Below are 19,850 nucleotides of genomic sequence, written 5' to 3'. Positions count from 1 at the left end.
CCGGTCAGCGGTGGCGGGCGACCTCGAGGACCGTACGTGCGTCGGCGTGCGCGGCGATCACGGCCCGGACCGGGGCCAGTACCTGCTGTTCACTGACACCGGCCACGGCCAGGGTGAGCTGAGCCTCCGCCCGCCGACGGGCCTGCCGGGCGGCCCACCGCACCAGCGGGCGGGTCGCGGCCGCGACGACCAGCCCGACCAGTGGTCCCCCGAGCAGCAGCAGGGTCGGTACCGGCACCTCACCGACGGTCGGGTGCCGCAACTGCGGCAGTCCGAGTGCCTGCACCACGTAGCCGAGGGCCAACCAGCCCAGCCCGGCCACCGAGGCAAGCGTCAGCAGCCACTGCAGCCCGCCGACCAGCCGCCACCAGAGACGGGGACGGTCGACGCCGAGATCGGTGTTGCCGAGCGCGCGATCCAGGGCGTCCGGCAGGTCGCCGAGGCGGGACCGGGCCGCCGTGGCCATCGCCTCCGGCCACGCGTTCGGCAGCCCGGCGCCGGCCCGATCAGCCACTGTCCGCAGGGCCAGTGCCAGTGCGGACTTGTCGGCCGCACTGGGCTCGGGTACCGAGGTGGCGGCGACCAGGGCGTCCGGGTCGTCACCGGTCCGCCGGTCGGGCAGGTGTAGCCGACGCAGCGGGTCGGCCCGCAGTCGCCGCCACAGCCGCAGCAACGGCCAGCCCGTGGCCGCCGCGGCGCGATGCCGGTACGCCTGTTCGACCGCTGCCACGACGGTCGGCACTCCCGCCGCTCTGCACAGGGCCCGGTCCAACGCCGTCACTGCGGGATCGTCGGCGGCGAGCACGGTACGGGGCTCGCCGACCATGTCGTCCAGGGTGTCGACGACGGCGTCGACGTCGCCGGAGAGACGACGCAGTGCGGCCTGCCGTTCGGCGACGGTGCGCTCCAATGCCGCCCGCAGCGGCTCCAGGCCCCCCGAATCGGCGACCGTGGTGGTCAGCAGCGGTACCCCGTCCAGCCCGTCCGCGTCGAGCAGGCGACGCAGGTCCGCCAGTACCCGGGGCACCTCGGCCGGAGGTAGCCGGTCGCTCTGGTTGAGCACGACCACCGTCACGTCGCGGTGTCTGCGGAACTCGCGGAGGTAGCTGCGGTGCATCACCCGGTCGGCGTACTTCTGCGGGTCGACCACCCAGACCACCAGGTCCACCAGGCCGAGCAGCCGGTCCACCTCCAGCCGGTGGGCGTGTTCGACCGAGTCGAAGTCCGGCAGGTCGAGCAGGATCAGCCCGTGCAGCGTGGACTCGTCGTCGCCGTCGAGCAGGCTCTCCCGGACGAACCGGTGACGGGGCAGCACGCCGAGCCAGTCGAGCAGTCGGGTACCCCCGTCGAGTGGCCCCCAGACGCAGGCGTGGGTGACACCGGTGGTGGGCCGGCGTACCCCGACCGGTGACAGCTCCATCCGGGCCATCGCGTTGAACAGGCTCGACTTGCCGCTGCCGGTGGCTCCGGCCAGCGCCACCACGGTGTGGTCGCGGGAGAGCGTCAGTCGGGTCCCGGCGCGTTCGACCAGGGTGCGGGCCGGCACCAGCGGGGTGTCCGGCAGGTGACCGTCGACGAGGCCGAGGAACCGCCGTATCGCCTCCAGCCGGGCGATCAGCTGGTCGGCGTCCACCCGCCCGTCGGCGATTCGCAACGCCTCGCGGAGGCGTCCGCCCATGCCGGTCACGGCCGTTCCCCCTCGGTCACTGGGGCGCCGACGCCCGTCGTCGGTACGTCGAGCACCGGTGCGGCGCCGGCGAAGCCACTGCGCAGCCGGGCAGCTTCCACCCGTTCGGCTGATCGGCGCAACGCCGTCGCGGTCCGGGCTGCCGGTCGGGCCTGCCGGGTCCGCGCGAGGTAGCGGGTCGCCTCGTCGTCGAGCAGCACCGTCACCCGCTCCAGCAGATCCTCCCGGGCCCTTCTGGCGAGCGTCCGCACCGCCTGGTCGCCGAAGATCGCTTGCAGTACCGCCTGGCCGGCGAGGGTGGTTCCGGCTCCGGTGGCGACCTCGATTCCGGTCGGGACGAAGGCGGTGGAGGCGAAGACCGCGATCATTACGGCCAGCCCGGTGGCGTTGACCGCGTATGCCGCTGTCCGTGCCACGAATCGTCGGTCGCCACCTTCGGCCCGGACCAGTTCCAGTACGCCGCGCTGCCAGTCGCGGACCAGCCGCTCGGCGCGCTGCGGCAGGTCGCCGGAGTGTCGGCCGAGGTCGGGTTCGAGTAGCGCCGCACCGGCGGGGTGTGCCTTCCAGGCGGTGTACGCGTGCTCGGCCGCCTCTGCGGCCACCCCTCGCAGGAGGGTGACCAGCTGCGACTCGATCGCGTCCCGTAGCTCCACGGCCGGGGCCGGGCGGCCGGAGAGGGTGGCCATGACGCGGTCCCGTAGTCGGCCGATACGTGCTTCGAGGGTGCGGAAGAAGTCGCTGGTGCCGATGAACTCCTGCCAGCGGGCGAGCACCTCGCCCCGGAGCAGCCGGCCGTCCCGCAGGCCCTGGTCGACCGTCCGGTTCGCTGCCCGGTACACCGCCTGTACCCGGTCGTCGAGCGCGTCGGCGGTGGTGACCTGCTCGTCGACGGCGAGGACCAGGCCTTCGACGGTGGGTTGCAGCAGGGCCAGGGCGCCGCCCAGCGTCTGCCGGACCACCGACGCGCGGGCCTCCGCGTCGGCGGCGAGCCGGGCGAACCAGTCGGCAAGCGGCGCGGTACTGCGGCCCGGTAGCAGCCCCTGCCCGTCGATCCAGGTTTCCGGGAGCACGAACAGCGGTGCGGCGTCGAGGCCCTGCCCGGCCAGCATCTCGGCGAGGTGGGCGGCCACCTCGTCGGTCGCCTCCGCGGGCACCCGGTTGAGCACCAGGGCGAGTACCGCACCTCTGGCCCGGGCACCGTGCAGCAGCTCCCACGGGACGGCGTCGGCGTACCGGGCGGCGGTGGTGACGAAGAGCCAGAGGTCGGCAGCGGCGAGCAGCTGGCTGGCCAGCGCCCGGTTGGCGTCCACCACGGAGTCGATGTCGGGGGCGTCGAGGAACGCCAGACCCGGCGGAAGTGCCGGCGCGGTGACCAGGTGCAGGGTGCGGGGATCGTCGCCAGGCTGGTTGGTGCGGGTGAGCCCGGGCAGCAACTCGCCCCGGCGGAACCAGGCCGAGTCGGCCGGATTGCAGACCAGCACCGGGGACCGGGTGGTGGGTCGCAGTACCCCGGCGGCGCTGACCCGGGCCTGCACCAGGCTGTTGACCAGTGTCGACTTGCCGGCGCCTGTCGAACCGCCGACGACCACGAGCAACGGTGCGTCGAGGCGGGCCAGTCGGGGCAGTAGGTAGTCGTCGAGTTGGTCGGCGAGGGCAGCGACGGTACGCGTGGCCATTTCGGCCGAGGGCAGGGCGAGCGGAAACCGGGTCGCCCCGATCGCGGCGCGCAGGTTGGTCAGGGCGTCCGTAAGGGTGTCGTCCCCGGTGGCTGCGGGCCGGTCCTCGCCGACGCCGGTGGACCCGGTGCGGGCTGCGACGGCGGGCGCGCCGGACGGTGAGGCGGAATCGCCGTGCGTCGTCACCGCTAAAGCGTGCCCGACCGACACAAGGTAAGACAACCGGTCGACAAGACTGGCGAGTTGCGCCGATCTGACTCAACCCCGACTTGACGATCGGCGGAAGCGTGGCACTATTGAGTCAAGGTCACTCAACTTGAGGTGGGTCGCTGCGGACGGCATACGTCGCACAGCGAGACGGGAGGTCCCGTCACCTGCTCAACGTAACGAAGCGAGGAAGCGAAGATGGCACGTGCGGTCGGTATCGACCTCGGCACGACGAACTCCTGCGTCAGCGTTCTGGAGGGCGGTGAGCCCACCGTCATCGCCAACGCTGAGGGCTCGCGGACGACCCCTTCGATCGTCGCGTTCGCCCGTAACGGCGAGGTGCTCGTCGGCGAGGTCGCCAAGCGTCAGGCGGTGACGAACCCGGATCGGACCATCCGCTCGGTCAAGCGGGAGATCGGCACCAGCTGGTCCGTCGACATCGACGGCAAGAAGTACACCCCGCAGGAGATCTCGGCCCGGACGCTGATGAAGCTCAAGCGGGACGCCGAGGCCTACCTGGGCGAGCAGATCTCCGACGCGGTGATCACCGTCCCGGCCTACTTCAACGACGGCCAGCGTCAGGCCACCAAGGAGGCTGGCGAGATCGCCGGCTTCAACGTGCTGCGGATCGTGAACGAGCCGACCGCGGCGGCTCTGGCGTACGGGCTGGACAAGGGTTCCAAGGAGCAGACCGTCCTGGTCTTCGACCTCGGTGGCGGCACCTTCGACGTGTCGCTGCTGGAGTTGGCGGAGGGCGTCATCGAGGTCAAGTCGACCAGCGGTGACAACCTCCTCGGCGGAGACGACTGGGACCAGCGGATCATGGATCACCTGGTGAAGACCTTCCGGGGTGAGCACGGCATCGACCTGTCGCAGGACAAGATGGCGATGCAGCGGCTCAAGGAGGCCGCCGAAAAGGCGAAGATCGAGCTGTCCGCCGCCACCACCAGCAACATCAACCTGCCGTACATCACCGCCGGTGCGGCCGGTCCGCTGCACCTGGACGTGACCCTCAGCCGGGCCGAGTTCCAGCGCATGACGCAGGATCTGCTCGACCGCTGCAAGGGCCCGTTCGAGCAGGCAGTGAAGGACGCCGGGATCAAGGTCTCCGACGTCGAACACGTGATCCTCGTCGGTGGCTCGACCCGGATGCCGGCTGTGACCGATCTGGTCAAGCAGCTCACCGGCAAGGAGCCCAACAAGGGCGTCAACCCGGACGAGGTCGTCGCGGTGGGTGCCGCCCTGCAGGCCGGTGTGCTCAAGGGTGAGGTCAAGGACGTCCTGCTGCTCGACGTGACGCCGCTGAGCCTCGGCATCGAGACCAAGGGCGGCATCTTCACCAAGCTCATCGAGCGCAACACCACCATCCCGACCAAGCGTTCCGAGGTGTTCACCACCGCCGACGACAACCAGCCGTCGGTGCTGATCCAGGTCTTCCAGGGCGAGCGTGAGATCGCCGCGTACAACAAGAAGCTCGGCACCTTCGAGCTGACCGGTCTCCCGCCGGCTCCGCGTGGCGTACCGCAGATCGAGGTCACCTTCGACATCGACGCCAATGGCATCGTCAACGTGCACGCCAAGGACCTGGGCACCGGCAAGGAACAGAAGATGACGATCACGGGCGGCTCCTCGCTGCCCAAGGACGACATCGAGCGGATGCGCCGGGACGCCGAGGAGCACGCGGACGAGGACAAGCGCCGTCGCGAGGAGGCCGAGACCCGCAACGTGGCCGAGGCTCTGCAGTGGCAGACCGAGAAGTTCCTCGCCGAGAACGGCGAGAAGCTTCCGGCCGAGAACCGCGAGAAGCTCAACGAGGCTCTCGGTGAGCTTCGCGGTGCTCTCGGTGGCAGCGACCTCGATAAGATCAAGTCAGCGCACGAGCAGCTCGCGCAGGTTTCCCAGGAGGCGGGCTCGCTGCTCTACGCCCAGCAGGCCGAGCAGACCCAGGCAGGCGGTGCCACCGGGGCCGGCACGGCCGGTGCGCCCGGTGGCACGCAGGCCGGCGGCGCACGGCCCGGTGCGGACGACGTGGTCGACGCGGAGATCGTGGACGAGGACAAGAAGTGAGGGTCCGGGCCACCCGAGCGCTCGGGCAGAGGGATGAGGGAGTCGTATGACGGAGAAGCCACGAGCCGCCGACCCGGATGACACCGGGTCGGCGCCGGGTGGCTCGGCGTCCGAGCCGGCCACCGGCGACACGCCGCGGGTCGTCATCCGCAACAACCGCAAGATCGGTCAGACCCGTGAGCCCGACGGTACCGCGGCCGACGCCGGGCCGGACGTGCCGGCGGAGGGCCTGGTCGAGGAAGCCGAGGTGGTGGTCGACTCGATAGAGGTCGAGGCGAGCGCCCTCAGCGACGCGTCCACCGAGGGGCCGCCGGTCGTGGACGCTCCGGCGCAGCCGGTCGGCGAGCCGGCCGAGCCTGCCGCCGACGGGGCGGGTGCCGAGTTGGAGGCTGTCCGCGCCGAGTTGGACGAGCGTACCCGCGACGTGCAGCGGGTATCGGCTGAGTACGCCAACTACCGCAAGCGGGTCGAGCGTGACCGTGGCCTGGTCACCGAGCAGGCGACCGGATCCGTTCTCGCCGCGCTGCTGCCGATCCTGGACGATCTCGACCGGGCCCGGGAGCACGGCGATCTGGTCGGCCCGTTCGGTTCGGTGGCCGAGCAGCTCAATGCCGCGCTCGGCAAGTTCGGGCTGACCCCGTTCGGGGAGCAGGGCGATCCGTTCGACCCGACGCGACACGAGGCGGTGGCCCACCAGACGTCGGCAGACGTCACCGAGCCGACCTGCGTGCAGGTGATGCGTCGGGGCTACCAGGTCGGTGAGCGACTGCTGCGGCCCGCGCTGGTCGCGGTGGCCGACCCGGAATAGTGCGCGACGGTGACCCGGCCGCCCCGCTCGTCGAGACCCGGCGGGCGGGGCGGACCGGGCCCGGCGGTGGGGAGGAGGTGTACGGGTGAGTTCGAAGGACTGGATCGAGAAGGACTACTACGCGGCGCTGGGCGTGCCCAAGGCCGCTCCGGCTGACGAGATCAAGAAGGCGTACCGCAGGTTGGCCCGCGAGTCGCACCCGGACCACAATCCCGGCGACGCCAGGGCAGAGGAACGTTTCAAAGCGGTGTCCGAGGCGTACGCGGTGCTCGGCGACGATGCCAAACGCCGCGAGTACGACGAGATGCGCTCGCTGTTCAGCTCGGGCGCCTTCCGGCGCGGCACCCGCCAGAGCGGCCAGCCTGGCGGGGTGCCGTTCGACGTCTCCGACCTGTTCGGCGGTGCGCAGGCGGCCGGTGGCCGGTTCGGCGGTGGCAACATCTCCGATCTGTTCAGCTCGGTCTTCTCCGGTGGCGGAGGGGGCGCACCGGGTCCGGCCCGGGGCCGGGACATCGAGACCGAGGTTGCGCTGGACTTCGACGACGCGGTACACGGCGTCACCCTGCCGCTGTCGCTGCGGGCACCCGGTGTCTGCGACACCTGTCACGGCGACGGCGCCAAGCCCGGCACGGTGCCGCGAACCTGTCCGGTCTGCCACGGTGCCGGGGCCACCAACCGGAACCAGGGTGCGTTCAGTTTCTCCGAGCCCTGCCGCAACTGTCAGGGCGTGGGCACGGTGGTGGACGAGAAGTGCCCGGAGTGCCACGGCACCGGCGGGGTCACGAAGACCCGTACGCTCAACGTCCGTTTTCCCGCCGGGGTGGCCGACGGCCAGCGGATCCGGCTGGCCGGCCGGGGTGAGCCGGGTGAGCGCGGCGGTTCGGCAGGTGACCTGTTCGTACACGTGAAGGTCCGCCCGGACGAAGTGTTCGGACGCACCGGCGACGATCTCACCCTGACCGTGCCGATCACCTTCGCGGAGGCGGTCCTCGGCACCGATCTGCGGGTGCCGACGCTTGACGGTCCGGTGACCCTTCGGGTGCCGCCGGGTACGCCGAGCGGCCGGATCCTGCGGGCCCGGGGCAAGGGCGTCAGTCGCCGGGATGGACAGACCGGTGACCTGTTGGTCACCCTCGACGTGGTGGTGCCGGCGCGGATCTCGGACCAGGCCCGAGCTGCTTTGGAGACCTTCGCCGAGCAGACCCCGCCGGCGGCGCGGGAACACCTCGACGCGCGGGTGCGTCGGTTCGGTTGATCGGTGAAGCGGTGCGGAGGTGAGCGGGATGGACGGGTTCGTCGGATCGGATGACCCGGCGTACGAGGCCAAGGTGCTGATGATTTCGGTCGCGGCGCGGATGGCGGGGATGCACCCGCAGACGCTGCGCCAGTACGACCGGCTCGGTCTGGTGCAGGCCGGTCGGGCGGCCGGCGGCGGCCGGCGGTACAGCGTCCGGGACGTGGTGCTGTTGCGCGAGGTGCAGCGGCTCAGCCAGGACGACGGCGTCAACCTCGCCGGGATCAAGCGGATCATCGGGCTGGAGCAGCTGCTGGAGCAGGCGCAGCAGCGGGTAGCTCACCTGGAGGCCGAACTCGACGCCGCGTACCGGCGGATAGCCGAGCTGGAGTCGTTGGCCCGTTTTCCTGGTCGGGACCTCGTCCCCACCAATCAGACCTCGACCGCCCTGGTGGTGTGGCGTCCCCGTCGGAGCCCCGGTCACTGAGTTCGCCTGTCACCGAAAGGGGGGTGCGGCCCGTCCGCTGGACGGGCCACACCCCCCTTTCGGTTGTCGACCGGCTGCACACCGGTGTCTGTTCCGGCGAATCCGTGCGCTGGGCAGCTCACGCCGACTAGCCTTCGAGACAAGGGCGGAACCATCTCAATCCGGACTCCGATCTGGCGGGGGGAGCCGTGACGGAAGCGGCGAGAAAGGTAGCCGAGGAGACGGAGCGACGCCTCGACGACCTGGCTGAGGACGTCCGGCGCCGGTTCGACCGGATCACCAGGGGACGCCTCTCCGACCAGGTCAGGGACGGCAGGTCAAGCGGCCGAGGCGATCGGGTCGCTCCGCAGGACGGCCGGGCCGGCCGAGGTGCCGGCGAGGTGCGCGGCGACCAGCACCGTCGCGGGCGGGGCGGGTCACGCTGACCGTCCGCCGACGTGCGGGCCGGGAGCCACGGGGGGTCCCGGCCCGTTCGGCACGCCCGGCTCAGAGCCGACGATCTTCCCGAACCAGACCGCCCTCGCACCACTCCCGGTACACGAACAACTCTGGCCGGGTCAGCAGCACCCGACTGTTGTGCGCCCAGGTTCGCATCAACTCGTCGCCGTTGCGCTCCGCCTGGTCGACGAGCTTCCGGAAGCGACGCTTCGGGTGTGCCCGGAAGTTCGTCCGGATCCCGTCGGCGGCGTAGATGTAGAGACAGTGCAGCGCGAACCGGCGAGCCGGGCAGTCGGTGTCCATGGCGAGTTCGAACAGCGTCGTCACCAACCGGTCACCGGAGACCAGCAGGTCCCAGTCGGGCGGCATCGACGTCAACGGGACAGAATCGGGTTGGTAGGCCCACGCCCGCAACTCCGCCGGGGTCGGGTCGACGGGGTTGGCGAAGCCGTGGAACGGTGACTTCTGCACGCTCACCGGCCGACCTTCCGCTCTCGCCCGCGGGGGCGTCCGCCCGCCGCGAACCCTGGCTGCTGGGGCGACACGTTAACGCGGTACCGGTGAGTATCGGTAGCCCCTACGGGAAGCAATTCGGCATCGGTCGGTCACCGGAGGCCGTCCGGACGCCCCGACCGGGCGGTTACCGGTCACAGTTGGTCGACCACAGGTGCCGGTCGCGCCCGTTGGGTCTTGGCCCGCGCGCGTAGCCACTGCTTGAACCATTGCAGGTCCGGCAGCCGGGCCAGCATCGGCCCGGTCACCACCGTGATCAGTACGTAGGCGGTGGCGAGCGCCGCCAACCGCGGCTCGACACCGCCGGCAGCCACCGCCAGTCCGGCGATGACGATGGAGAACTCCCCCCGGGGTACGAGGGTCAGCCCGGCCCGCCAGCGTCCCGGCTCGGCGATCCCGGCCCGTCGGGCGGCCAGGTAGCCGGTCAACGTCTTCGTGCCCATCGTCACGACGGCGAGCAGCAGCGCCGGCAGCAGTACCGGTGGGATGCCACGCGGGTCGGTGACCAGACCGAAGAAGACGAAGAACACGGCGGCGAACAGGTCCCGCAGCGGCGTCAGCAGCTCGGTGGCGTGGTGCGCGACGGGGCCGGACAGCGCGATGCCGACCAGGAACGCGCCGACCGCCGCCGAGACCTGGAGCTTCGCCGCGATCCCGGCCACCAGCAGGGTCAGACCCAGCACACCCAGCAGCAGCGCCTCGGGGTCGTTCGCCGACATGAGCCTGGAGATCTGCTTGCCGTACCGGACGGCGACCACGAGCACCGCGATGACGCTCACCACGGCGACACCCAGGCCGACGCCACCCTTGGCCAGACCTACGCCGGCCAGCAGGGCGGTCACCAGGGGCAGGTAGAACGCCATCGCCAGATCCTCGATCACCAGCACCGAGAGGATCACGGGCGTCTCGCGGTTACCGAGCCGGCCCAGGTCGGCGAGGATCTTGGCGATCACCCCGCTGGAGGAGATCCAGGTGATTCCGGCGAGCACCACCGCGGAGACCCAACCCCAGCCGAGCAGCAGCGCGAAGGCCGCCCCCGGCAGCGCGTTGAGCAGCGCGTCGATCAGCCCGGCGGGCGCGGCAGCCCGTAGGTTGCCGACCAGTTCCGTGGCCGAGTACTCCAGGCCGAGCATCACCAGTAGGAGGATCACGCCGATCTCCGCGCCAACAGCGAAGAACTCCTCGCTGGCGTTGAGTTCCACGATGCCGCCATGGCCGAAGGCGAGTCCGGCGAGCAGGTACAGCGGGATCGGTGACAGGCCGATCCGGCGGCTGAGCCGCCCGAGCAGGCCGAGCAGGAACAGCAGCGCCCCGACTTCGACAAGCAGGGTCGTGGTCTCGTGCATCCGCGACTCAGCCGGCCGGGTCGCCGTCGGCGAGGATGGCCGTCACACCGTCGAGGCCGGGTCGGGTCCCGACGACGACCACCACGTCGCCGGCCGCGAACCGGAACGAAGGGGCCGGTGAGACGTTCACCTCGCCGTCGCGTAGTACGGCCACGATCGAGGCGCCGGTGCGGGTCCGGGCCTTGGTGTCCCCCAACGGCCGGTTGACGTACGGCGAGGAGGCCGGAATCGCGATCTGCTCGGTGAGCAGCCCGGCGGCCTGCTCACGTAGCCCGGAGAGCTGGCCGAGCATGAGCGACGCGCCGAGAATGTCGGCCAGCGCCTCGGCCTCGTCGTCGGTGAGCGGAATGTCCGCAGCGCAGGCGTCCGGGTCGTCCGGGTCGTAAAGAACGAGGTCTCGGCGACCGCTGCGATGGGAGACCACGCCCAGCCGACGGCCGGATTCCGTCACCAGTTCGTGGCGGACACCGATCCCTGGTAAGGCGGTCTGTTCGATACGTACGCGCACCCGGGTAACGCTACCGGCACGGTGCCGGGCGGATGGAGCTGGCGCAGCACGTCCACCCTGTGTGACGCCGTCGTGGCGGCTGATGCACGACTCAGGCGAGCTGGATGAGGCGACAGGTCGGTGGAGGGGCGGCCGGCCCGGCTCACGGTCACCGTGTCCAGGCAGTCGCGCTCCGGGGCGAGTTCGACCCGGAGCGTCCGCTCGTCAGGCGCGGAGAAACCGTTGCGCGGCGACGGTTGGTGGTCGGTATCCGGCGGAAAGTGATGCAGCTCATACCTCTAGGGTTGAGTGGAATAGACTCAACTCTGGTTGTGTCTGTCCTAGTGGACACGCCGATCCGGGGGAGCCCATGAACACGGAACGACTCACCACCAAGAGCCGCGAGACCATCACCGGCGCCGTCGCCCTGGCCAACCAGCGCGGTCACGCCACCGTCGAGCCCTGGCACCTGCTGCTGTCCCTGCTGGACACCGAGGGCTCCACCGCCGCCGGCCTGCTCCGGGCCGCCGGAGCCGACCCCGGCGAGCTGCGCCGGGTCGCCGTACGGGCCGTCGACGCGCTGCCCGCCGCCCGTGGCTCCAGCATCGCCGAGCCGACCCTGGCCCGCGAGTTCGTCAACGCCATCGGCGCGGCCGAGCAGATCGCCCGTCCGCTCGGCGACGAGTACACCTCCACCGAGCACCTGCTCGCCGGGCTCGCCCGGGTTGGCAGCGCGGTGTCGACCGCGCTCAAGGCCGCCGGGGCAACCGAGGAGAGCCTGGTCGCGGCCTTCCCGACCGTACGCGGCGGGGACCGACGGGTCACCACCGCCGACCCCGAGCAGACCTACCAGGCCCTCGCGAAGTACGGCGTCGACCTGACCGCGAGCGCCCGGGACGGCAAGATCGACCCGGTGATCGGCCGGGACTCCGAGATTCGCCGGGTGATCCAGGTGCTGTCCCGGCGTACCAAGAACAACCCGGTGCTGATCGGCGAGCCCGGCGTCGGCAAGACCGCGATCGTCGAGGGACTGGCCCAGCGGATCGTGGCAGGGGACGTGCCCGAGTCGTTACGCGACAAGAAGCTGGTCTCGCTGGACCTCGGTGCGATGGTGGCGGGTGCCCAGTACCGGGGCCAGTTCGAGGAGCGCCTGAAGTCCGTCCTGGAGGAGATCAAGAACTCCGACGGGCAGGTCATCACCTTCCTCGACGAGCTGCACACCGTCGTGGGTGCCGGCAAGGGCGAGGGCTCGATGGACGCCGGCAACATGCTCAAGCCGATGCTGGCCCGTGGCGAGCTGCGCATGGTCGGCGCGACCACGCTCGACGAGTACCGCGAACACATCGAGAAGGATCCGGCGCTGGAGCGGCGCTTCCAGCCGGTGCTGGTCGGTGAGCCGACCGTCGAGGACACCATCGGCATCCTGCGTGGGCTCAAGGAGCGCTACGAGGTGCACCACGGCGTACGCATCACCGACGCCGCGCTGGTCGCCGCCGCCGCCCTGTCCGACCGGTACATCACCGACCGTTTCCTGCCGGACAAGGCGATCGACCTGGTCGACGAGTCCGCGTCCCGACTCCGGATGGAGATCGACTCCCGTCCGGTCGAGGTGGACGAAATCGAGCGCGCGGTACGCCGGCTGGAGATCGAGGAGATGGCGCTGGCCAAGGAGCCGGACGCGGCGTCCGCCGAACGTCTGGAACGACTGCGCAAGGAGCTGGCAGACAAGCGCGAGCAGCTCACCGCGCTGTCCGAGCGGTGGCAGCTGGAGAAGAGTCACATCACCAAGCTCTCCACCGCCAAGGAGGAGTTGGAACGGCTCGGCGGAGAGGCCGAGCGGGCCGAGCGCGACGGCGAGCTGGAACGTGCCGCCGAGCTGCGCTACGGCAAGATCCCCGCGCTCAAAGCGGAGTTGGCCACCGCCGAGGAGGAACTGGCCCGGCTGCAGTCCGCCGGGGCGATGCTCAAAGAGGAGGTCGGCGCGGACGACATCGCCGCCGTCGTCGCCTCCTGGACCGGTATTCCCGCAGGTCGGCTGTTGGAGGGGGAAACCGCCAAACTGCTGCGCATGGAGGAGACGCTGCGTGGGCGCGTGGTCGGCCAGCGTGAGGCTGTCGCCGCGGTCTCCGACGCGGTACGCCGGGCCCGTGCCGGGGTCGCCGATCCGGACCGCCCGACCGGCAGCTTCCTCTTCCTCGGCCCGACCGGTGTCGGTAAGACCGAGCTGGCCAAGGCGCTCGCCGAGTTCCTCTTCGACGACGAGCGGGCCATGGTGCGAATAGACATGAGCGAGTACGGCGAGAAACACTCGGTGGCCCGCCTGGTCGGAGCACCGCCGGGCTACGTCGGTTACGAGGAGGGCGGCCAGCTCACCGAGGCGGTGCGCCGCCGGCCGTACTCGGTCATCCTGCTCGACGAGGTGGAGAAGGCACACCCGGACCTCTTCGACATCCTGCTCCAGGTGCTCGACGACGGCCGACTCACCGACGGTCAGGGGCGTACGGTCGACTTCCGCAACGCCATCCTGATTCTCACCTCGAACCTCGGTTCGGCGGTGATCAGCGACCTGACGCTCGCCGATGAGCAGCGTCGTGAGGGTGTCCTGGCCACGGTCCGGTCGCATTTCAAGCCGGAGTTCCTCAACCGTCTGGACGACATCGTGGTCTTCGCCGCCCTGCACGGTGACGACCTGCGGGCCATCGTGGACATCCAACTGACGCGGCTGGGGCGGCGTCTCGCGGACCGCCGGTTGACGTTGGAGGTCGCCGAGGACGCCCGTGCCTGGCTCGCCGAGCACGGGTACGACCCGATCTACGGTGCCCGTCCGCTGCGTCGCCTGATCCAGGCGGCGATCGGCGACCAACTGGCCAGGGCACTGCTCGCTGGCGACGTCAGGGACGGCGACACGGTGCGGGTCGGTCTGCGGGACAGCGGGGACGGGCTCTCGGTCGCGTCAAGCTGAACCCGTCGCACCGGGCCCGCCTCCGACGGGCGGAGGCGGGCTCCCGGGGCGAGGATGGAGACATGTTCGGGATGCGGCGCAAGAAGGCGTCGGAGTTGGCCAGGGCCGTCGCGGAACTCGGGCGCGCCAGCACGTTGGCGTTCGGTGGGGTCGGGATCGCAGGCACGCTGCTGCCCGAGACCGAGGCGTACCAGCGCGTCGCGGCGGTCGTGACCGATGACCCGGAGGAGGTACGCGACCTGCTCGATCGGCTGCTCACCGGAGGCACGCCCGCAGGTCGCGTGTACGCCGCCACCCTGCTGGAACGGCTCGACCCGGCGGTCGGGAGAGCGGCCTGGGTGGCGCTGCGAGGTGATACGGCCAGGATCAGCACGATGACCGGCTGCGTCATGGGCAGCACCACCGTCGGGGCGTACGCCGCCGAGCGGCTCGGCGGATCGTGAGCTGTCGAGCCGACCGACTCCACCCGAACGGCGCTGCCAGAGTTTGCGATCGATACGTACCGTGCGCGGCATGACTGAGACCGCCGAACCGCCGGCAGCCGTGCCCCCGTCACGTCCGCCGCGTCCCGGCACCGTCACTGCCGCCTTCTGGTTGCAGCTGGCCACCGCGCTGATCCTGCTCGGCCTGGTAGCGCTGCTGGGGTTTGCCGCGATCGACTGGAACGACGCGATCGACCAGGCACTTCGGCAGGTTCCCGACGCTGACCCGGACGAGGTACGCGCCGAGCGTTTCAGCAGCGTCGTGATGGCGACGGTGTTCGGTGTGCCCGCGCTGCTGCTGGCGCTCTGGTTGGGGCTCACGTCGCGCTGGGTTCTCCGGGGCAGCAACACCGCCAGAGTCCTCGTTTTCGTCGCCGGTGGCCTTCAGCTGCTGCTCTGTGTCGTCCAGGGTTGTGCCGGCGGGTTGCTGATCCCGCTCGGTCTCGCGTACGCGGTGTCCGACGGACCGTACGGCGACGAGCCGTTCCCGGAAGAGGTTCCGCCGCCGGGCGACGAGTTCTGGCAGGAGTCGGATTTCATCGAGGCGTTGTACGACCAGCCGATGATCTCCGACGTGTTCCTTCCGTTGGCGGGTCTCGGCGTACTGCTGGTGTTCCTGCTCATGGCGGCGGTGGCGCTGCTGCTGGCGTTGCCGCCGGCCCACCGTTGGTTCGTGCCCCGCTCCGAACCGGCATCGGCCTGGTTGTCGGGGCCTGGGGTACCGAACCCCTATTTCGCGGCCTATCCGGTGCCCTCGATCGGGCCCGGCTATCCCGTCCCGCAGGGTCACCCACTGCCGTTCGGAGAACAGCCCATTGCCGGCCATCCACCGCAGCCTGGATACGCACCGGGTTGTCCACCACTGTTCGGGCATGGTGTGCCGGGTGCGGGGTATGCGGTGCCCGGTTATCCCGCGCCCGACGTGGTGGCCGGTCCGGCCCCGGCCGGCTCCGCCCCGGACCAGGCTGCCGCACCGACCGTCCCGCAGCCACCTGACCGGCCGGCAACCCCGGGCGGTGGCCCCGTGGCCGGTGGCGGTGAGCAGGGCGGTGCCGCCTCCGGCGGAGCGGATCAGCCGACCGGTGGCCGGTAGTCCGGTTGGCGGAAGGAGACGCCTGTCCGGATCGTGGTCGACGTCTCCGCCGAACTGTCTCGGGAGGTGACCGGGTGGACGGGACGACGGCGTACCTGGCGGCCGTGCGCCTGGTCGGGTTGATCGGCGCCGGTTGCGGGTTGCGCTGGTGGCGCAGCAGGTCAGCAGCAGGTCGGCGGCAGCGGCGAAACGGTGGCGGGCCACGCGACCCACGCCGGATCGAGGTCGGTGACATCGTCGAGATCGGTGACGCCGCCTACGCCGTGCAGGGGTCGATCCGTTTGGTGGAAGGCGAGTGGAGGTGGGCAGAGCACCTCCTCGACGAGCGCGGTGGACGGCGCCGACTCTCGGTGGCGGAGAGTCCCGGGTTCGAACTCGTGTTGTGGGAGTCGGCACCACACGACGCCACCGTCACGCCGGGCGCGCCGGTGGTGGAGTCCGGCGGTCGCAGTTACCACTGGCACGAGTCGGGCCAGGCCCGGTACACCGCTTCCGGATCCTCTGGGCTGCCCCCGAGCGGCACCATGCGCTACCACGACTACCGGGCACCGGGCGGGGCGAGGCTCACCTTCGAGGCGTACGGGGAAGCGGGCTGGGAGATGGCCCGTGGCGAACGGCTGGACAGCGACGGGGTGACAGTTCATCCGCAGCGGGGAACCTGAACCGTAACGATCCGGGCGGTCGGCGGTCTGTGACGCGACCGCCGTTCGACGTCATGCCGTGCCGTCGTGGCCTGTTGCCGATACGGTAAGCGCGTTTCGGAAGGGAGAATGATGGTCGACCCTCAGAACACCCCGGCCCGGTCGCGGCCGGGGGTGGTGACGATATCCACCTACCTACTGTTGCTGTTCGCGATCTGCCAGTTGACAAGCGTGGTCGTCACGCTGGCTACCATCGGCACCGTCCGTGAGGTCATGGAGGACGCCTACCGTGACTCGACGGTCGAGGGGGCGCAGAACATCGCCGACATCACCGTCGTCGTCGGCGTCGGCATCGCCATCTTCCTGCTGGTGGTGGCCTTCGCACTTGTCGGTCTGGGGCTGCTGAACCTGCGCGGCAGGAACGGCTCCCGGATCGCCACCTGGATCGTGGGTGGCATCCTCTTCTGCTGCTCCGGCTTCAACCTCCTGAGCGGATTCGTCGGTAACTTCAGCGCTCCCGGCGAGGCCAGTGGCGACATGCCCAGTGGGGAGGAGATCCAGCGTCGGCTGGAGGAGGCGCTGCCGGGGTGGGCCACCCCGGTGAGCATCCTGCTCGGCGTGATCAGCTTGATCTCGCTGCTGGCGGCGCTCATCCTGCTGGCACTGCCCAAGGCCAACGAGTTCTTCCGTAAGCCGACCCAGCAGTGGGAGCCCCCCACGCCCGGCGGTGCTTACCCGAGCCAACCCGGCTACCCGAGCCAACCCGGCTACCCGCTGTCTCCCGGCTACCCGGCCACCCCGCAGCAGCCGGCCGAGCCCGGCTATCCCGTCACCGGTGGCCAACCACCGGCCGGTGGACCGGGCAGCCAGCCCCCGCCCTCGGACGGCCCGGAGCAGCCCGGCACCCAGCCGCCCACCGATCGCCCCGGCTGACTTTCCGCGCGGATCGGTGCGGTGATCGATCGTCCGGGCGAGCCATCGCTGACTTCGTAGGCTCGCCCAGGATTTCGACACGGGCTCAAGGCCCGATTGCGATGGTCCCTCCGAGTAGGTTGCTTGCAACGCCTACCGGAGGGACTCGTCGTGTCGCATCCCGAACAGGCATCGGTCCGCCGGCCGGCGGCAGTCGTGCTTGCTGTGGTGACGCTTGCGGTGATGGCGCTGGGCGCGCTCGCCTCAGCGGTAGCGGGGTTCGCGTCGGTCGGCGGCACGGTGGATCGGTTCCGCGCGACGGCCGCAGCCGACGCCGACCCAGGTCAGATCGACGCGGTGGTGGCTCTGCTGCGGGTCTCGGTCGTCGGGTCGGGGATGCTCGGCATTCTCGCCGGTCTGCTCCTCGTCGGCCTGGCGTTGGGGCTGGTCGCCCGCCGGCCGGCGGCCCGGACGGTGACGTGGGTGGTCGCCGGTCTGGGTACGTGCTGCGGTTGTGGTGGGATCGCGGCCATGATCGTGCAGCGTGCGGCGCCGCTGGAATTCGGCGACGACCGGGCGACCGCCGAGTTGCTGGCCCTGGTACCGGCTGCCTACCCGTCCTGGTGGATTCCGCTCACGGCCACCCTTTCGATCGCTCAGGTGCTCGGTTACCTTGTGGTAGCCGTGTTGCTGGCGCTGCCGGCGGCCAACGCCTGGTTCCGGCGCCGGCCGCCCCGGCGGGAGGTGTATCCAGTCCAGCCACCGACCCCACCGCCGCCGCCATACCAGCCCTTCCCGCCGCCAGGGGCGCCGCCGTCGCCCCCGTACCCGCCGAGGTGACGACGCCCGTGACGCCCGACCGGACGACCGAAAGATGGGCGTTGATCACCGGGGCGACTGCCGGCATCGGGTCGGCGTTCGCCACCCGACTCGCCTCCGACGGATGGCACCTGGTGCTGGTCGCCCGCGACGCGACCCGGCTGGCGGCGCAGGCCGCCGAGTTGACCGGCAAGCACGGCGTGGAGACCGAGGCCGTCACCGCCGATCTGTCCACTGACGACGGCTGCGCGGTGGTGGAGCGACGGCTGACTGACGGGCCGCCCGTCGATTTGCTGGTCAACAACGCCGGCATCAGCCTGAACAAGCCGTTCCTCCGGTCGTCGGTCCAGGACGAGACCAGGCTGCTGCGGCTGAACGTGCACGCGGTGCTGCGGCTGACCCTCGCCGCGCTGGCCGAGATGACCGAGCGGCGCACCGGGGCAGTGATTAATGTCTCTTCCGTGGCGGGTTTCGGTGCGGTGATGCCCGGATCCACCTACTCGGCGAGCAAGGCGTGGGTCACCAACTTCAGTGAGTCGGTCGGTCAGTCGGCACGCCCCTTCGGCGTACGCGTGATGGCGCTCTGCCCGGGCTACACCCGTACCGAATTTCACGACCGGGCAGGCATCGACATCTCGAAATCCCCGGGATGGATCTGGCTCGAAGCCACCGATGTCGTCGATGAAGCCCTGCGTGACCTGCGCAAAGGTAAGTCGGTGAGTGTTCCTTCGTGGAGGTACAAGCTGGCCGTGGCGGGCTTGCGGTACGCCCCGCGTCGGTTGCTGGGCGTGGCCTCCCGGGACACCCGGCGGCGTGCCCGTCGCGGTCACCGTTGACCGGCTGGCGGACGAGCCTGCGGCAGCCGAACAGGGTGATGTCACTCGATATCTCTCGATGGTTGACGTAGCGTGACCGTCCATCGCTGCTCGTCGGTCCCCCGGAAGGGTTGGCCGCGGTGGCCCCCACACGCGGCACACAGACTTGCGCAGTACCCTCTATCGCCATGGGGGACCTCGACGACCTGCGTAAATTCATCTCCGACCTGGCTGTAGTCCATGGCCGGGTGGTGCTCTCCTCCGGGCGGGAGGCCGACTGGTATGTGGATCTGCGTCGCGTCACGCTGCATCACCGGGCGGCACCGGTCGTGGGACGGGTGATGCGCGAACTGACCGCCGACTGGTCGTACGACGCGGTGGGTGGTCTGACCCTGGGGGCCGATCCGATCGCCCTCGCGATGCTGCACGCCGCCGGGCGTCCGTTGGACGCGTTCGTGGTCCGTAAGGCGGGTAAGGCGCACGGGATGCAACGCCGGATCGAAGGCCCCGATGTGGCGGGTCGTCGGGTGCTGGCGGTGGAGGACACCTCCACCACCGGAGGAAGCGTGTTGACCGCTGTCGAAGCGCTTCGCGAGGCCGGGGCTGAGGTCGTGGGGGTGGCGGTTATTGTTGATCGTGGTGCCGGCGACGCGGTGCGAGCCGCCGGATTGCCCTATCGGGCGGCCTATACGTTGGCTGACCTCGGCCTTGTGGCGTAAAAGTCTGCCGATTCGGATCTGCTGATATGCAGGCGGATCGATGCTGCTGGTGGAAGGATGGATTACGTGGGAACTGCGTTGGCCGAAATGACTATGCCTCAGATCTCGCCGCTTGCCGGCGAGCCGATCGAACGTGCCGACGCTGAGCGGCTGGCGGGGGTCCTCAAGGCCCTTGCCGACCCCGCTCGGCTGCGGCTGCTCAGCCTGATCCAGTCGGCCCCCGAGGGCGAAGCGTGCGTGTGTGACCTCACCGCGCCACTCGGCCTCTCCCAGCCGACCGTCAGCCATCACCTCCGGATCCTCACCGAGGCCGGTCTGCTGGAGCGGGAGAAGCGTGGCGTTTGGGCCTACTACCGGTTGGTCCCGAGCGCGATCGCCACGATCGCCGACCTGCTCACCCCGCCGCGTAAGCGGGCCACCAAGAAGGCTCGCTGAGCCAAGCCGCTTGGTGGCGGCC

At 70.5% G+C, this 19,850-nt stretch carries 19 protein-coding genes; 14 read left to right on the top strand and 5 right to left on the bottom strand.

What is annotated here, in order from left to right; all coding sequences use genetic code 11:
* Positions 1–4: 4 nt before the first annotated feature.
* Both HCA58_RS05790 and HCA58_RS05785 read right to left on the bottom strand, forming a co-directional pair.
* Positions 5–1,678, bottom strand: a complete 1,674-nt coding sequence (locus HCA58_RS05790; protein WP_169596977.1) for a GTPase — start codon at positions 1,676–1,678, stop codon at positions 5–7.
* Positions 1,679–1,683: 5 nt separating this feature from the next.
* The gene (locus HCA58_RS05785; RefSeq protein ID WP_169596730.1) at positions 1,684–3,549 is read right to left on the bottom strand and encodes a GTPase domain-containing protein; all 1,866 of its coding nucleotides are present in this window, start codon (positions 3,547–3,549) and stop codon (positions 1,684–1,686) included.
* Between the two features lie 219 nt (positions 3,550–3,768).
* On the opposite strand from HCA58_RS05785, the gene dnaK reads away from it, so the two are divergent.
* The 5 genes from dnaK to HCA58_RS05760 all read left to right on the top strand — a co-directional run bounded on the left by dnaK (position 3,769) and on the right by HCA58_RS05760 (position 8,591).
* On the top strand, positions 3,769–5,637 hold the full coding sequence (dnaK, locus tag HCA58_RS05780; protein ID WP_169596729.1) for a molecular chaperone DnaK: 1,869 nt from the start codon (positions 3,769–3,771) through the stop codon (positions 5,635–5,637).
* Positions 5,638–5,683: 46 nt separating this feature from the next.
* The gene (grpE, locus tag HCA58_RS05775; RefSeq protein WP_169596728.1) at positions 5,684–6,445 is read left to right on the top strand and encodes a nucleotide exchange factor GrpE; all 762 of its coding nucleotides are present in this window, start codon (positions 5,684–5,686) and stop codon (positions 6,443–6,445) included.
* Positions 6,446–6,530: 85 nt separating this feature from the next.
* Entirely contained in the window at positions 6,531–7,700 is a 1,170-nt protein-coding gene (gene dnaJ / locus HCA58_RS05770) for a molecular chaperone DnaJ (protein ID WP_169596727.1), read from the top strand.
* Between the two features lie 28 nt (positions 7,701–7,728).
* Positions 7,729–8,166 (top strand): MerR family transcriptional regulator, encoded by a 438-nt coding sequence (locus tag HCA58_RS05765; protein ID WP_169596726.1) that lies wholly within the window; start codon positions 7,729–7,731, stop codon positions 8,164–8,166.
* 188 nt (positions 8,167–8,354) lie between these two features.
* Complete coding sequence (locus tag HCA58_RS05760) at positions 8,355–8,591, top strand: hypothetical protein (protein WP_169596646.1); 237 nt, start codon at positions 8,355–8,357, stop codon at positions 8,589–8,591.
* Between the two features lie 61 nt (positions 8,592–8,652).
* Here HCA58_RS05760 and HCA58_RS05755 read toward each other — a convergent pair whose 3' ends face one another.
* From HCA58_RS05755 to HCA58_RS05745, 3 genes are all read right to left on the bottom strand, one after another.
* Entirely contained in the window at positions 8,653–9,081 is a 429-nt protein-coding gene (locus HCA58_RS05755) for a hypothetical protein (RefSeq protein WP_169596725.1), read from the bottom strand.
* 170 nt (positions 9,082–9,251) lie between these two features.
* Positions 9,252–10,463 carry a cation:proton antiporter gene (locus HCA58_RS05750; RefSeq protein WP_169596724.1) on the bottom strand — a complete coding sequence of 404 codons (1,212 nt, stop codon included), beginning with the start codon at positions 10,461–10,463 and terminating at the stop codon, positions 9,252–9,254.
* Positions 10,464–10,470: 7 nt separating this feature from the next.
* A complete protein-coding gene (locus HCA58_RS05745; protein ID WP_169596723.1) occupies positions 10,471–10,971 on the bottom strand; it encodes a cation:proton antiporter regulatory subunit in 501 nt (166 codons plus the stop codon).
* 349 nt (positions 10,972–11,320) lie between these two features.
* On the opposite strand from HCA58_RS05745, the gene clpB reads away from it, so the two are divergent.
* From clpB to HCA58_RS05700, 9 genes are all read left to right on the top strand, one after another.
* Entirely contained in the window at positions 11,321–13,912 is a 2,592-nt protein-coding gene (clpB, locus tag HCA58_RS05740; protein ID WP_169596722.1) for an ATP-dependent chaperone ClpB, read from the top strand.
* A gap of 62 nt (positions 13,913–13,974) precedes the next feature.
* Positions 13,975–14,355 (top strand): hypothetical protein, encoded by a 381-nt coding sequence (locus tag HCA58_RS05735; protein ID WP_169596721.1) that lies wholly within the window; start codon positions 13,975–13,977, stop codon positions 14,353–14,355.
* A gap of 70 nt (positions 14,356–14,425) precedes the next feature.
* Positions 14,426–15,487: a hypothetical protein gene (locus HCA58_RS05730; RefSeq protein WP_169596720.1), complete on the top strand. Its 1,062-nt coding sequence runs from the start codon at positions 14,426–14,428 to the stop codon at positions 15,485–15,487.
* Positions 15,488–15,561: 74 nt separating this feature from the next.
* The gene (locus tag HCA58_RS05725) at positions 15,562–16,149 is read left to right on the top strand and encodes a DUF4178 domain-containing protein (protein ID WP_169596719.1); all 588 of its coding nucleotides are present in this window, start codon (positions 15,562–15,564) and stop codon (positions 16,147–16,149) included.
* A gap of 111 nt (positions 16,150–16,260) precedes the next feature.
* The gene (locus tag HCA58_RS05720; RefSeq protein ID WP_169596718.1) at positions 16,261–17,061 is read left to right on the top strand and encodes a hypothetical protein; all 801 of its coding nucleotides are present in this window, start codon (positions 16,261–16,263) and stop codon (positions 17,059–17,061) included.
* A gap of 150 nt (positions 17,062–17,211) precedes the next feature.
* Entirely contained in the window at positions 17,212–17,880 is a 669-nt protein-coding gene (locus HCA58_RS05715; RefSeq protein ID WP_169596717.1) for a hypothetical protein, read from the top strand.
* A gap of 8 nt (positions 17,881–17,888) precedes the next feature.
* A complete protein-coding gene (locus HCA58_RS05710; protein ID WP_169596716.1) occupies positions 17,889–18,695 on the top strand; it encodes an SDR family oxidoreductase in 807 nt (268 codons plus the stop codon).
* A gap of 167 nt (positions 18,696–18,862) precedes the next feature.
* Entirely contained in the window at positions 18,863–19,393 is a 531-nt protein-coding gene (gene pyrE, locus HCA58_RS05705) for an orotate phosphoribosyltransferase (RefSeq protein WP_169596715.1), read from the top strand.
* 57 nt (positions 19,394–19,450) lie between these two features.
* A complete protein-coding gene (locus HCA58_RS05700) occupies positions 19,451–19,828 on the top strand; it encodes a metalloregulator ArsR/SmtB family transcription factor (protein WP_169596714.1) in 378 nt (125 codons plus the stop codon).
* Positions 19,829–19,850: the final 22 nt, after the last annotated feature.

The sequence above is a fragment of the Micromonospora sp. HNM0581 genome, from assembly GCF_012726175.1.
Lineage (GTDB): Bacteria > Actinomycetota > Actinomycetes > Mycobacteriales > Micromonosporaceae > Micromonospora.
The sequence above is the reverse complement of the archived record's forward strand: the minus strand, read 5'-3'. Positions and strand labels throughout refer to the sequence as shown.